Below are 14,425 nucleotides of genomic sequence, written 5' to 3'. Positions count from 1 at the left end.
GAGACGATGATGATTGAATGGATTATCCGACGGTCAGTCGCCAATCGTTTCCTGGTTATGATGGGGGCGCTGTTTCTCAGCGTCTGGGGAACATGGACCATCATCAATACGCCGGTCGATGCCTTGCCCGATCTGTCTGACGTGCAGGTGATTATCAAAACCCGCTATCCCGGCCAGGCCCCGCAGATTGTTGAAAACCAGGTGACCTATCCACTCACCACCACCATGCTGTCGGTTCCCGGCGCAAAGACAGTGCGCGGCTTTTCGCAGTTTGGTGATTCGTACGTGTACGTCATTTTCGAAGATGGCACCGATTTGTACTGGGCCCGTTCGCGCGTGCTGGAGTACCTGAATCAGGTTCAGGGCAAACTCCCTGCCGGCGTGAACTCGGAAATCGGCCCGGACGCCACGGGCGTAGGCTGGATATTTGAGTATGCGCTGGTGGGCCGCAGCGGAAAACACGATCTCGCCGAGCTGCGATCATTGCAGGACTGGTTCCTGAAGTTTGAGCTAAAAACTATCCCGAACGTAGCCGAGGTGGCCTCCGTCGGCGGCGTGGTGAAGCAGTATCAGATTCAGGTTGACCCGTTAAAGCTGGCGCAGTTCGGCGTCAGCCTGCCGGAGGTTAAGCAGGCCCTTGAGTCGTCTAATCAGGAAGCGGGGGGATCGTCCGTAGAACTCGCGGAAGCGGAATATATGGTGCGGGCCAGCGGCTATCTGCAGACCATTGATGATTTCAATCACATCGTCCTGAAAACCGGTGAGAACGGCGTGCCGATTTACCTGCGTGATGTTGCCCGCGTACAAACCGGGCCGGAAATGCGGCGCGGTATTGCCGAGCTGAACGGGCAGGGGGAAGTTGCTGGTGGGGTGGTGATCCTGCGATCAGGCAAAAATGCGCGCGAGGTCATAACGGCGGTGAAAGACAAGCTGGAGACGCTGAAGGCCAGCCTGCCGGAAGGCGTTGAGGTTGTGACTACCTACGATCGCAGCCAGCTCATCGATCGGGCCATTGATAACCTGAGCGGCAAGCTTCTCGAAGAGTTTATCGTGGTGGCCATCGTCTGCGCGCTGTTCCTCTGGCACATTCGCTCAGCGCTGGTGGCGATTATCTCTCTGCCGCTTGGCCTGTGTATTGCCTTCATCGTTATGCATTTCCAGGGGCTGAACGCCAATATCATGTCTCTGGGAGGCATTGCCATTGCCGTCGGCGCAATGGTGGATGCCGCTATCGTGATGATTGAAAATGCGCACAAACGGCTGGAAGAGTGGGACCACCGCCACCCGGGGGAGCCGATTGACAACGTCACCCGCTGGAAGGTCATCACCAACGCCTCTGTAGAGGTTGGCCCCGCGCTGTTTATCAGCCTGCTGATCATCACCTTGTCGTTCATTCCCATCTTTACCCTCGAGGGGCAGGAAGGGCGGCTGTTTGGTCCACTGGCCTTCACCAAAACGTACGCCATGGCAGGGGCGGCCGCGCTGGCCATCATCGTGATCCCCATTCTGATGGGATTCTGGATCCGGGGTAAAATCCCCGCAGAGACCCGTAATCCTCTGAACAGACTGTTGATTAACGCCTACCATCCGCTTCTGATTAGGGTGCTCCACTGGCCTAAAACAACCCTGCTGATTGCGGCTTTATCCATCTTCACGGTGATCTGGCCACTTAGCCAGGTGGGCGGCGAGTTCCTGCCAAAGATAAATGAAGGTGACCTGCTGTATATGCCGTCGACGTTGCCTGGAGTATCTCCGGCAGAAGCGGCCGCGCTCTTACAGACCACGGACAAGCTCATTAAAACCGTACCGGAAGTGGCCTCTGTTTTTGGTAAAACGGGTAAAGCAGAGACCGCTACGGATTCCGCGCCGCTCGAAATGGTCGAAACCACCATTCAGCTTAAGCCTGAGAATGAGTGGCGACCCGGAATGACGATTGACAAGATCGTTGACGAACTCGACAAGACCGTTCGTTTACCTGGCCTGGCGAATCTCTGGGTTCCGCCCATCCGCAACCGCATCGATATGCTTTCGACCGGCATTAAAAGCCCCATTGGCATCAAGGTGTCAGGTACCGTTCTGGCTGATATCGACGCCACGGCGCAGAGCATTGAAGCGGTAGCTAAAACGGTGCCGGGCGTGGTGTCAGCCCTGGCTGAACGTCTGGGAGGCGGGCGCTACATTAACGTTGATATCAACCGGGAAAAAGCCTCCCGCTACGGGATGACGGTGGGCGACGTGCAGCTGTTCGTCTCCACGGCCATCGGCGGGGCGACGGTGGGAGAAACGGTGGAAGGCGTCGCACGGTATCCGATTAATATTCGCTATCCTCAGGACTACCGAAACAGCCCGACCGCGCTGAGGCAGATGCCGATCCTGACGCCGATGAAACAGCAGATCACGCTGGGTGATGTGGCGGATATCAACGTGGTTTCCGGCCCCACGATGCTAAAAACGGAGAATGCCCGACCTGCAAGCTGGATTTATATTGATGCCCGCGGCAGGGATATGGTGTCCGTAGTGAACGACATTAAAACGGCCATCAGTCAGAACGTAAAGCTGAGGCCGGGTACCAGCGTGTCATTCTCCGGACAGTTCGAACTGCTCGAGCACGCCAACAAGAAACTGAAGCTAATGGTACCGATGACGGTGATGATCATCTTCATTCTGCTGTATCTGGCATTCCGTCGCGTGGATGAAGCGTTGCTGATCCTGATGAGCCTGCCGTTCGCGCTGGTCGGGGGGATATGGTTCCTGTACTGGCAGGGCTTCCATATGTCTGTGGCAACCGGCACCGGCTTTATCGCTCTGGCCGGGGTGGCGGCAGAATTTGGGGTGGTAATGCTGATGTATTTGCGTCATGCCGTTGAAGCGCATCCGACGTTATCCTATCGGGAAACCTTCACCGTACAGGGACTTGATGACGCCCTTTATCATGGCGCCGTGCTGCGCGTGCGGCCAAAGGCGATGACCGTTGCGGTGATTATTGCCGGTCTGCTGCCCATTTTGTGGGGAACCGGTGCCGGATCAGAAGTCATGAGCCGGATAGCGGCGCCAATGATTGGCGGCATGATCACGGCTCCGCTGCTATCGCTGTTTATTATCCCTGCGGCGTATAAGTTGATTTGGTTGCGCAGGCTTAAAAAACCATAAAAAAACCGCCGCTAGCGGCGGGTTTTTACGTGATGAATGCTTAGCGCGCCTTGCTGATCAGTTTGCGCCAGGCTCTGTTATGCAGAGTAAATAGCAGCATCTTATAGAAAGCGGTAGAGAAGATGCAGCTGCCGCTAAGCCCCAGCATGACGGTACTCACCATCGCAGCGGCCAGACTGACGCCCGGAGCAGCGCTACCGCTCAGCGCGGCCAGCAGATAGGCTGCCGTTAATACCAGACTTATCACCGCCAGCGTAAGATGTAACCGCACGGCGCGCATGCTTCCTTTGCCAATCATAAACATCGTCACGCCGTTGATGCCTGCGAACAGTAGGGCGATCAGCACAATCCACACGAATACGCGTTCTGGTGGCTGGCCGAGTGCGGCGAATACGCCATAGCCCAACCACAGCTGAGGAATCGCGAAGCTAACAATTACCCCGAGAGTACTGATTGCCGCCGGAATACCCATGGTGTGTAGACCCACAGGTTTGCCCATTTCTTCAGCCAACTGAGTCTTTAGCAGTTGCAGCTGTGTCGGGGAGGTATTGCTTATGCTGGTAGCCACCTCGTTACAGTGTTGCAGGCGACGGGTTAAAACTTTAAACATTTGAATACTCAGCGTTCAGTTAGGTAAAAATGATTGCAGCACACCAACCACATAGCGTCCTGACTGGACGGTATTTTGCGGATTGCGGATAGTCCCAGTGAGTGAGCTCCCCACAAAGGCCGATGCGTTGTTGACCGTACTCATCAGCTCGCGCTGCAGTGATTTTTGTAACGATTCGCTTGGGAAACGTTTCGGATAAACACCTGCGCGGATCGCGGCCTTTACCCCGGCACTGGAGATACCTGGATTCTGCGCTTTAATGATCTCTTCCGTGATGCGCTTACGCTCGGCACGGCTCAGGCTCTGGAACCAGGCGGTAACTTTACTTGAAGACGCCGCTTTCATTAGCTTGTACGTTTCTAAAGTACCTCTTAGCGCGGTTCCTGCCGCAGCAAGCGAAATAACATCCAGAACTGTCGTGGTAGCAACGTACCAGTCCTGGCTGTCAAGCCATGCAACGTCGGAACCATGGTCGTTATGGATAGCCAGCAGACGGCCCGCGCCAATCATGCATTGCGCTCCCGTAGCCAGCGTACCGGACAGGCTAATCGCCGCAATCACACCAGACCCGCCAGCGGTAAACGGTACTGCCGCACCGGCACCAAACGCCATGACAAGCGTAACAATCATCGCGCCACAGGCAAAACCGGTCGAGGTAATTTCCGTAGCAAGTGACGGAGTAGTTAGCGTCGCAACCACAGCTTTTTCTGCACTGATTTCCTTAGCATCTGGAATTTTACTGATGACTACATGGCTGACGGTGCTCTGATTCACATCAGCAATGCGTCGAGACGGGCGAACCAGCCAGCGTTGCTTGCCATCATCAAAAATGATGCCGACATTGTAAAAATTACGCGAGCAGTCGAGCTGCGCGGCCAGCTTTTTAAAATCGATATCTGCACCGGCCTGTAGGCCAAGGCTTCGCGAGAGATCATATGAGGGAAGGGTGCTGTCAGGCGACTGCTGACCGGGTAAGTTCATCGAGGAAGCTCCTTCATTCCGTGAGGACTATTAATTAGCAGGGTAATTTATTGAAAAAATTTATGATTCGAACACTAAGACTTAGATAATAGCAGCGTTAACTCGGTGATCAAATGATATTGCTTGACTTAAATGTAAACGATACCAGGGTGTATTAAAGCTTAGCGGCAGACTTTCTCAGCACAGTAATATCCCTCTTAGGTGATTGACCGAACATCCGCGTATATTCCCGACTGAAATGGGATAAGCTTTCGTAACCCGGTCCCGCGTCTTGAGTAGAACGCCAGATGGGTAATGTGAGTTTTTCTCACAAATGGTTTGTAATCGACGGTGGATTTTATCGAGAAGGGAGGACACCAACGTCCTGATTTCTGCATGAAAACACGATGGAGTATAGAACCATAAATGCAATTTAACATAATATACATTATGCGCACCGATATGAAGTCAGGGGAAATCTGGCGTTTTGTGGACATCGTTAGCCTGGATGCTGATGGTCTATTAAAGCGTCTTAACTGACCATCTTATGTGCATTCAGCTTTTGCTCAACGTCTCAACCAAAGGTCGTGAAAACGCAGATAGCACATCAGCTTGACGGTACATAAGCCTGCAAACCCTCCGCAAGATAATCAAACACCGTTTTACAGGCCTGGCTATGGCGTAAATCCTCATGCATCACCAGCCATGTGTCGAGATGAAATGCAAAGAAATCAGGCATTACCCTCTGTAACGGCGGAGAAAAATCGGCCAGTTGTACCTGGCACATACCGATACCTACTCCTGCACGAATGAGGTTTAATTGTGCAATATCACTGTCGCTCCGCACGGTAAACAATTCACGGTTTAGCTGTGGATATTGTTTAAGTGCCTGTAAAATAAAGGGAGTCGTATTATCGAAACCCACGAGCGTATGGGTGAATAACTCATCAATACTTTCCGGAGCACCACATCGTGACAGATAGGCTGGCGCGGCATGAAGACCTATTTCAACCCTGCCCATCCGACGTGCAATCAGTTGCTCCTGCACCGGCGTGGCCATGCGTACGGCAATATCCGCTTCCCGGTTCAGTAAATCCTGAACGCGATTAGACAGAACCAGTTCAATAACTATCTGCGGGTATTCTTCCTTTATTTGTGCGATCACTGGAGGCAGAACCTCCGTGCCGATGATTTCACTGGCGGCGACGCGCACAATGCCTCGTAATCCGGTTGCGCCGGAACTGAAACTGGCTGCCGATCGCTCAATCATCATGGCCGTATTTTCCATCGCCTGCGCATGGCCCTTCAGCTCAACGGCTGCATCCGTGGCCTGTAATCCTGTCTGCGAACGGGTAAATAAAACAAGGCCCAGGGCTGACTCCAGCGCCGCAATATGGCGTCCGGCGGTTGGCTGAGTAATGGCAAGCCTGCGTGCGGCCCCTGACAAAGACCCTTCCCTTATCACGGCCAGAAAGGTGCGATACCATTCCCACGGGATATTTAGCTTCATACAAAAATGAATACCTGCTGGCTTATATTATGCAATTACATTTAGCCCGTGCGGTCATTATGATGTCAAGCAGATATCCAATAAGGGTCAAACGATGAAAAACACAAATAAGGTACTGATACTGGGCGCAACGGGTGGGATCGGTGGCGAAATAGCCCGCAAATTGATCCGTGACAAATGGGATGTGCGTGCATTGCGCCGCAGCGCTCCGAAAACTGACGATCGCAACAAAAGCATTTCGTGGATAAGCGGAGATGCGCTGAATGCAGAACAGGTTGAGGCAGCGGCGTCCGAATGCAGCGTTATTGTCCATGCCGTAAACCCGCCGGGTTATCGAAACTGGGAACAGCTGGTTTTGCCCATGCTGCATAACACCATAAATGCAGCGGAGCGAAACGGTGCGTTAATCGTTCTGCCGGGCACAATTTATAACTACGGCCCGGATGCTTTTCCCCTCTTACGCGAGGATTCTCCTCAGAATCCGTTTACCCGAAAAGGCGCTATACGGGTGCAAATGGAGCAGGAACTCGCAGACTATGCGCAGCGTGGCGGAAAGGTGCTGATTTTACGTGCAGGTGACTTTTTTGGTCCCCATGCCGGCAATAACTGGTTTTCGCAGGGATTGGTCAAACCGGGGCAACCACCGAAGATAATTCAAAAGCCCGGGAAAACCGGCGCAGGCCACCAGTGGGCTTATCTGCCGGATGTCGCCGAAACGCTCGTTGCACTGCTGTCGCGTCGGGAGGAACTCGAACCGTTTGCCAGTTTCCATATGCGCGGGCATTGGGATCCTGACGGGACAGCGATGACTGCCGCCATAAAGCACGTCGCGGAGCGTGCCGGTATTCAGGCGAAGGTGAAATCGTTTCCCTGGTGGCTTATCTCGGCGATAAGCCCCTTTAATACCACACTTCATGAAATGCAGGAGATGCGTTATCTCTGGGAGCAGTCAATAGAAATGGATAATTCAAAACTGATTTCCTTTTTGGGCCATGAGCCCCAGACCCCTCTTATTGAAGCTGTACATTCCACATTAGCGGGCCTGGGCTGCATTTAACATAACCTGTACGTTTAGAAAAGGTTGAACGATGTCTGATATACTTCAGCTTTTGAAAAACGCAGCCCTAAGCAAATGGAAATTGAATTAAATAAAAGTGTTAAAGAGAGAATTTTACACGCAGTTATTTTTGAAGTGATGGCCAACATTATTATCGCGCTATCTCTTGCCTGGCTGATGAACGTGTCGATACTCCAGTCGGGCTCGTTGTCCGTGATATCCGCCCTTACCGCAACGGTCTGGAATTTTATTTTTAATAAACTCTTCGACTCGCTGCAGAAAAAATACCGCTTTCAACGGACGTTTCTCATTCGAGCGATCCATGCGGTAGGTTTTGAAACGGGACTCATCATCACCCTAATTCCTGTCGCGATGGTTATGCTGAATCTTACAGTGACTGAGGCATTTTTTGTTGAGATCGGTCTTGTACTGTTTTTCCTGCCGTACACGTTACTGTTTAACTGGATTTACGACTACCTGCGCTGGACATTTGTTGGGCGGAAACGGTCTGCTATGTAGAGAGATACCTGTCACATTGACACGCCTTTTATCGTATTCGACTCCTCTCACCTTCTATACTCTTCATTTCTCTATCTCTTTTGAGGAGTCGATAATGTTCGATCATGTGAAATTCGGCGTCAGCGATTATGAAACAAGTAAAACTTTCTTCCTCGAGGCACTTCGCCCGCTTGGAGTAAAAATCATCGATGAAGGCGCGCCGGAGTATGGTGTTGAAATGAGCTCAGGGGACGTTTCACTTTGCCTTTTCCATACAAATGACAAACCCGCGCCCCTGCATCTGGCGTTTGTGGCTAATACGCGTCAGCAGGTTGATGATTTTTACCATGCCGCGCTGCGCGCTGGCGGACGTGATAACGGCGGGCCGGGATTGCGTTCGTACGGTGAAAATTATTATGCCGCTTTTGTCATCTCACCTGATGGACATAACATCGAGGCCGTGTGCCATACGCCGGAGAGCGAGTAGCTCAACGGGTCTTTCAGAACCCGTAAAACGATTTACTCATGCGGTTTTCTGCACGATACTGCACGAAAAGCTGTATTTCTGGCCAGTGATGTCGTAAAGTCTCGTCTGTAAATGTGCATTTTCATGCAACAACACTGACAGAGGTATTTATGACACAACAGTTGATTTTAATTGCCGGTCCCTATCGCAGCGGAACCGATGGCGTTCAGGCACGAATTGATGAGAATCTGGCGCGTCTCGAAAGCGCAGCATTAGCCGTATACCAGCGTGGCCACATTCCGGTCATCGGTGAATGGCTTGCGTTGCCGCTGGCAAAAGCCGCAGGCTCAATAACGGTGGGTGATGAAATCAGCGAAGCGATGCTGTACCCCGTTGCTCACCGGCTCATCGCTAAATGCGATGCGATTTATCGTATTGCCGGTGCGTCTAAAGGCGCCGATATGGATATTGAAGTAGCCCGAAAATATGGTCTCATCGTTTATACCGCGCTTGAGAACATTCCAGAAGCTTAATCCGGGACGCCAGCCAGCCCGTGGTCAAAGGCTGGCTGTCAGAGGGGGGCACGATCTGAGGTCAGAACGACGGATACGCCCTTTTCCGATACCGCGCGGATCCAGTCCTTATCTGTACCGTCTTCAACGACGATGGTATTTACCGAAGACACATCGCCAATCACAAACGAAGACGCGGTGTTGATCTTTTCCGGAGAAGCCAGAACAACCGTCTCCGCGGCTCTGCCGGAAAATGCACGTTTGATGCATGCCTCTTCGAAATCACCGGTTGTCAGCCCCGCGTCAGGATGAATGCCGGTCACGCCCATAAAGAACAGGTCCGCATGTATATTCGCTATGCCTTCGATGGCCGCAGCGCCGACCGCAACAATAGAGTGTTTATACAAGCGTCCGCCGATCAAAATCACCTCAATGGAAGGATGATCAACGAGCCCCAGAGCAATGCTCGGGCTGTGCGTCACCACGGTGATGCGCAAGTCAGGAGGGAAAAACGTAATCAGCTCGGAGGTTGTCGTGCCACCGTCGACAATCACCACCTGGCCTGATGAAATTAGCTGTGCCCCTTTTCGGGCCACCCTTTTTTTCGCATCCATCTTCACGGATTGCCGTTCGGCAAACGGAGCAATAGCGGAAGATGACGGCAGCGCGCCGCCGTGAACACGCTGCAAACGCCCTTCTGCCGCCAGCTCGCGCAGATCGCGCCGGATGGTGTCTTCAGAGACGTCAAAGAGAATGCTGAGCGCTTTTGACTGTACCTGACCTTCGGCACCCAGCTTCTCAAGGATCAATTGTTTTCGCTGACTGGTGAGCATGGTGAATTCCTGATGTTGCATGTTTTATCCTGAACATGCATGATGATGCTGTTTATGATCATTACTCTACGTAAGGAGGGACATTCGTGCAATCAAAACGTGCAGATGTGCGCATCATCGACAGTGAAACCCTGTCAGACAACTGGTACATCCTCAAAAAATACACCTTTGACCTGCAGCGGCGTGATGGTGAATGGCAGCGGCAGCATCGGGAAGTCTATGACCGTGGCAACGGCGCGACGATTCTACTCTATAACCGTGAGAAAAAGACGGTGATCCTGACGCGCCAGTTCCGCTTCCCTGTCTTTATCAACGGCCATGAAGACGATTTAATTGAGGCAGCAGCAGGATTGCTGGACAACATGGATCCCGAAAGCCGCATTAAAGCAGAAGCGGAATAAGAGACCGGATTTCACGTTTCGCGCGTGCAGAAAATCTTTGAAGCCTATATGAGCCCAGGCTCCGTCACGGAGAAACTCTACTTTTATCTTGCCGAGTACCAACCACATGACAGAACCGGCGCAGGCGGCGGGATCAAGGCTGAAGGAGAAGATATCGACGTGCTGGAAATGACCCTTGAAGAGGCTTTACGCAGCATTGAAACGGGCAAGATTGTCGACGGTAAAACCATCATGCTGCTGTATCATGTTGCCCTTAAAGGTATTCTGTAACCTACTGGTTTAAATCCTGATTTATAGACGTATGTAAACGGTACGCTTGTACGTTACGCGTAAGAAAAGGGAAAACCTCCTAAATTTTGCAGCCTACTATATTTAGCGAACGATTTCGCAATTCGATAAAATCATCAACAATTCCCTGAGTCATCTGCATTTACCATTCAAAAATGCCAAACGTTCACAAGGCTGCCCGCTGAGGTAGCCTGTCTTATCTGTTGTCTGGATTAAAATGCGACTCGCTACGGATAACGAAGCATATTATACTTGCTCCTCCATTCGAACAGGAGGCAGCATCTCACGTGAAGGATACATATTACAACGACATAACGATCAATACGCTAATTCAGAGTGAGCTTGACGCGTTTTTTGAGGATTTCAAAGGGATCGTCTTCGCCTACGCTATTATGAACAAGAAAGATCCTTCACAGATGAGGATAATCAATAATAGCCCTGAGTGGTTTAATATCTACCTTGAAAGAAAATACCAGTTCATTGACCCTGTCATTATTAGGGCTTTGCGCTGTGTTGAAGATTTTTTCTGGGAAAGTGATGTCGTATTGTCGGATGGTTATAACCTGACACGCATTTTCAACGAAAGTGTCCAGTATGATATTTACCAGGGACAGACGTTTCCTCTGCATGACTATCTGAATAATCTTGTTGTCTTATCCGTCATCAGTCCTAAGCATTCTGGCATTGACATAGAGAAGTATCGGCCGCAATTTCTACGCTTCCTTGTTCAGTTACATCAGAAGACACTCAATCTGTATAGTCAGCATCAGCAGAAAAAGAATGTTTTCTTGTCGCCACGTGAGCGCCAAATCCTTAAATGGGTCAGTGCCGGGAAAACGTACGCAGAAATTGCTGTTATTTTGTCTATTGCTGAGCGCACCGTTAAATTCCATATGGGCAATATAATGAAAAAACTCGGTGTGAATAATGCCAGACACGCAATAAAACTTGGAACGGAACTCCGGTTACTGGAGGAGTAAGCCTCAGCCACTGGTTATAAATGGTGTAGATGCTCGAGCATTTCACGAAGCCAGTGACTGGATTTATCTTTGCTAATAATGTCTTCAATAATGCCTATACTGGCAGGCATGTAAATATAGTAAATAACCTCCCCTTTTTCAGAAACACCGCGCTGAATAACTTCAACTTTCCAGTTAGCATGGCGAAATATGGCATACATCCCACGGCTGGCTACTGCGTACATCCCATGATATTTATTCTTAATGCAATAAATAATCATTGCAAGAAACAATGCTTTACTGGCGGGCACGCCCTGCAGGCTTGCGGAGTCTCGTATTTCTTTATCTAAAAATAAACGACTCACTTCACAGCAGGGAACATCTTCTGGAAAAACAATGGGATTATCGAAATAGTTGTGAAAGATCTCGCTTATCATTGTCGGCTGCGTTGCGTTAATAAATCGCGCGCCACATAGCAGCTGCCCATCATACATACCCAGTAAGTATGTCGTGTTATGGGAATCAAATTGATCCTTTTCCATACCTTCGACGCATTCCACCTTCCAGTCGAGTCGGTCCCGAAAAGTTTTTCTCCTGAGTCTGTAGAGTTCGCGCGCTAATGCTGGTGGTAATTCATCGTAGTCGTGTAAAAAAAATTCAATGACAGAATTCATTCTCATGTTCCTGATAATAACACCTGAAACTAGTTTCACCTGTCTCTTAGGACAGCTTTCATTGTGCCGCATATTCCCTATACTTAAAAAGTACCTGACCACGAAGTTCTCGCAAAACTAAGCGGTCAGGAGGTCAAAGACCTATGAAACACCAGGGATATACCCATCGATTATTATCTAATATTTAAAGTTTCGGGTACAGAACATAAGAAGCACTTTGCCGATAAAATATTAAAAAACAATAATCATAAAATTATTACAATAAAAACATTGCCCCTTAATCCTTTAAGGGGTAATATTTCCGTTTTCTTATTTTTTTCCTCTCTTTTGTTTCACAGAAACTGCGGAATTCATCTGCCCTGAACCTCTCCCGTACCGCTTTGAAGGCGCCTGCCTGTGCTATTCTTGCAGAAGCATGCCAAACTGAGAATTGATGATGACCGACTGGAACCCTTCTCTTTACCTGCAATTTGGCGCAGAAAGAACGCGTCCAGCTGCAGAACTGCTCGCCAGAATTCCTCTGGATGAGATCGCTACCATCGCTGATCTAGGCTGTGGACCAGGAAACAGCACGGCGCTGTTGAAGCATCGCTGGCCTTCTGCTCACATTACCGGGGTCGATAACTCCCCTGCCATGCTTGAGGAAGCACGCGCAGCCTTACCTGACTGCCACTTTATTGAGGCCGATATACGTCAGTACAAGCCTGGCCAGCCGCTGGGCCTGATTTATGCCAACGCGTCGCTGCAATGGGTTCCGGACCATTACGATCTCCTGCCGCATCTTGTCTCCCTGCTTAAGCTAAATGGCGTACTGGCGATCCAGATGCCTGACAACTGGCTGGAACCGACCCATGTGGCGATGCGTGAAGTGGCGCTTGAGCAAGACTACCCAGACCGTGGCCGCGAGCCTCTGCCAGGCGTACATGCTTATTACGATATTCTGTCGGAGGCTGGCTGTGACGTGGATATCTGGCGGACGACCTATTATCACAAAATGAGCTCTCATCAGGCCATTATTGACTGGGTAAGCGCCACCGGCCTGCGGCCCTGGCTCCAGGAACTGAATGAAAGCGAGCAGAAACGTTTCCTGAAACGCTACCATGAACTGCTGGAAGAGCAGTATCCGCTTCAGGAAAACGGGCAGATACTGCTGGCTTTCCCCCGGTTGTTTATCGTGGCTCAACGCCAGCCCTGAACGGGCTATGACCGAGCTTCTTTGAGCAACTGCTGGATAACCTTTTCCTGTTGCTCATAGTCACCCTCGCCAAAGGCGGTATAGCGCAGCTGCCCTTTGGCATCAAAAAAGTAATGCGCTGGCCAGTACTGGTTGCCGAAAGCATTCCAGATTTTATAGTTGTTATCCGTGACCACCCGATACGGCAGTTGCCATTTATTCACCGCATTTTTAACCGACGAAAGCGGTTTTTCCCAGGGGTATTCCGGGGTGTGAACTCCGATCACCACCAGACCCTGCGGTTGGTACTTAGTGGCCCACTCCCGCACATGGGGGAGCGTATGCTGGCAATTAATGCAGTCCCACGTCCAGAAATCAATAAGTACAACCTTCCCGTGTAACGATTCAGACGTGACAGGGTCACCGTTCACCCACCCTGTTCCACCGCTGAGCGAAGGCAGCTGACTGCTGGGCTCTGTAATCACTATCGGCTCAAGCTTCACCGGCGTGGCTGTGGGTTTCGTCAGATTTAACAGCGCGGTTTCAAGACGGTCCGAGACGCCGTTTGCCCCTTTAAGCAGCGAAGTCATCCCCGTCGCGTTAAATGCGACGGTCACTAACATCACAACGCCTGCACCCTGTCGCAGCTTTTCCATTAGCGCCGATTTTGCCCTTAAAGGTGCCATCAGCGTGCGGCCTCCAATGACGAGTAATCCCAGCATCATTGCGCATCCGCTGCCATAGGCGGCCAGCAGAGCGCCGGTGGTAATAGCGGAATGCCCCGCAATGTTAATGCCGAAAATCGCACCCAGAATGGGACCGGCGCAGGGAGACCAGAGCAGTCCTACAGCAAGCCCGGCCAGAAAAGCCGATGCCATTCCGCGCGTTTGCCCGCTTCGGGTGTTGAGAACATTACCCGCGCTGACGGCCGGTCCCGCAATACGCTGGGCGAAAGACGGAAAAATTAAGGCTAGCGCGGCAGTGGCCAGAATGACGAGCGCGATCCAGCGCCCGACGATGGTTGCCTCTGCGATCCACTCGCTGGCGACGGTGACGGCCATCGCCACCAGGGTAAACATCACGATCATCCCCACTAGCAGGGCCAGAATATGCCGACGCTGGCCCTGGAAACCGGCGAACAAAAGTGGAATAACCGGGAGCGTACACGGGCTGAGCAGGCTTATCATCCCACCCAGAAAAGCGATTACCAGAAACATAGAAACCTCACAATACAAGTCCTGCGACGCTGCAGTGAGGCTATTTCAGCGTGCGGATGTGTTCAGGATATGTGTAAATGCGAGGGTTTTGTCTGGCTCTGTATCGCCCAGGCAGG

General features: G+C 51.2%; 13 protein-coding genes and 2 pseudogenes. 8 read left to right on the top strand and 7 right to left on the bottom strand.

Annotated elements, in window-relative coordinates; translation table 11 throughout:
- The first annotated feature begins 9 nt into the window (after positions 1 to 9).
- A complete protein-coding gene (gene silA / locus LRM19_RS06820) occupies positions 10 to 3,150 on the top strand; it encodes a Cu(+)/Ag(+) efflux RND transporter permease subunit SilA (protein ID WP_271368228.1) in 3,141 nt (1,046 codons plus the stop codon).
- Between the two features lie 40 nt (positions 3,151 to 3,190).
- On the opposite strand, the gene LRM19_RS06815 is transcribed toward silA, so the two are convergent.
- From LRM19_RS06815 to LRM19_RS06800, 4 genes and pseudogenes are all read right to left on the bottom strand, one after another.
- The gene (locus LRM19_RS06815) at positions 3,191 to 3,760 is read right to left on the bottom strand and encodes a hypothetical protein (protein ID WP_271367880.1); all 570 of its coding nucleotides are present in this window, start codon (positions 3,758 to 3,760) and stop codon (positions 3,191 to 3,193) included.
- Between the two features lie 15 nt (positions 3,761 to 3,775).
- Positions 3,776 to 4,741 carry a hypothetical protein gene (locus LRM19_RS06810; RefSeq protein ID WP_271367879.1) on the bottom strand — a complete coding sequence of 322 codons (966 nt, stop codon included), beginning with the start codon at positions 4,739 to 4,741 and terminating at the stop codon, positions 3,776 to 3,778.
- Positions 4,742 to 4,895: 154 nt separating this feature from the next.
- Positions 4,896 to 5,000, bottom strand: a pseudogene (locus LRM19_RS06805) (AraC family transcriptional regulator); the annotation flags it as partial.
- A gap of 327 nt (positions 5,001 to 5,327) precedes the next feature.
- The gene (locus LRM19_RS06800; protein ID WP_271367878.1) at positions 5,328 to 6,230 is read right to left on the bottom strand and encodes a LysR family transcriptional regulator; all 903 of its coding nucleotides are present in this window, start codon (positions 6,228 to 6,230) and stop codon (positions 5,328 to 5,330) included.
- A gap of 94 nt (positions 6,231 to 6,324) precedes the next feature.
- Between LRM19_RS06800 and LRM19_RS06795 the strand changes: the two genes are divergently transcribed.
- From LRM19_RS06795 to LRM19_RS06780, 4 genes are all read left to right on the top strand, one after another.
- Entirely contained in the window at positions 6,325 to 7,287 is a 963-nt protein-coding gene (locus LRM19_RS06795; RefSeq protein ID WP_271367877.1) for an NAD-dependent epimerase/dehydratase family protein, read from the top strand.
- 75 nt (positions 7,288 to 7,362) lie between these two features.
- Positions 7,363 to 7,806, top strand: a complete 444-nt coding sequence (locus tag LRM19_RS06790) for a PACE efflux transporter (protein WP_127730898.1) — start codon at positions 7,363 to 7,365, stop codon at positions 7,804 to 7,806.
- A 94-nt stretch (positions 7,807 to 7,900) separates the two neighbouring features.
- Positions 7,901 to 8,272 carry a VOC family protein gene (locus LRM19_RS06785; RefSeq protein WP_115875068.1) on the top strand — a complete coding sequence of 124 codons (372 nt, stop codon included), beginning with the start codon at positions 7,901 to 7,903 and terminating at the stop codon, positions 8,270 to 8,272.
- A 149-nt stretch (positions 8,273 to 8,421) separates the two neighbouring features.
- Positions 8,422 to 8,784, top strand: coding sequence for a DUF4406 domain-containing protein (locus LRM19_RS06780; protein ID WP_115875067.1), 363 nt, complete (start codon positions 8,422 to 8,424; stop codon positions 8,782 to 8,784).
- A 38-nt stretch (positions 8,785 to 8,822) separates the two neighbouring features.
- Here LRM19_RS06780 and LRM19_RS06775 read toward each other — a convergent pair whose 3' ends face one another.
- Positions 8,823 to 9,596, bottom strand: coding sequence for a DeoR/GlpR family DNA-binding transcription regulator (locus tag LRM19_RS06775; protein ID WP_271368227.1), 774 nt, complete (start codon positions 9,594 to 9,596; stop codon positions 8,823 to 8,825).
- Between the two features lie 86 nt (positions 9,597 to 9,682).
- Here LRM19_RS06775 and LRM19_RS06770 point away from each other — a divergent pair.
- Together LRM19_RS06770 and LRM19_RS06765 are read left to right on the top strand one after the other, a co-directional pair.
- Positions 9,683 to 10,267: pseudogene (locus tag LRM19_RS06770) on the top strand (GDP-mannose pyrophosphatase).
- Positions 10,268 to 10,572: 305 nt separating this feature from the next.
- Positions 10,573 to 11,265 carry a helix-turn-helix transcriptional regulator gene (locus tag LRM19_RS06765; protein WP_271367876.1) on the top strand — a complete coding sequence of 231 codons (693 nt, stop codon included), beginning with the start codon at positions 10,573 to 10,575 and terminating at the stop codon, positions 11,263 to 11,265.
- 14 nt (positions 11,266 to 11,279) lie between these two features.
- On the opposite strand, the gene LRM19_RS06760 is transcribed toward LRM19_RS06765, so the two are convergent.
- Complete coding sequence (locus tag LRM19_RS06760) at positions 11,280 to 11,918, bottom strand: acyl-homoserine-lactone synthase (RefSeq protein WP_271367875.1); 639 nt, start codon at positions 11,916 to 11,918, stop codon at positions 11,280 to 11,282.
- Positions 11,919 to 12,354: 436 nt separating this feature from the next.
- Here LRM19_RS06760 and tam point away from each other — a divergent pair, with 436 nt between their 5' ends.
- A complete protein-coding gene (tam, locus tag LRM19_RS06755; protein ID WP_133295429.1) occupies positions 12,355 to 13,113 on the top strand; it encodes a trans-aconitate 2-methyltransferase in 759 nt (252 codons plus the stop codon).
- Positions 13,114 to 13,118: 5 nt separating this feature from the next.
- Here the strand turns inward: tam and LRM19_RS06750 are convergent, their stop codons facing one another.
- Positions 13,119 to 14,309: a cytochrome c biogenesis protein/redoxin gene (locus LRM19_RS06750; RefSeq protein ID WP_127730888.1), complete on the bottom strand. Its 1,191-nt coding sequence runs from the start codon at positions 14,307 to 14,309 to the stop codon at positions 13,119 to 13,121.
- Positions 14,310 to 14,425 lie beyond the last annotated feature (116 nt).

This window comes from Enterobacter sp. PI-10 (assembly GCF_027947695.1).
In the GTDB taxonomy this organism is placed as follows: Bacteria; Pseudomonadota; Gammaproteobacteria; order Enterobacterales; family Enterobacteriaceae; genus Enterobacter; species Enterobacter vonholyi.
This window is presented reverse-complemented; position numbering and strand designations above follow the sequence as displayed.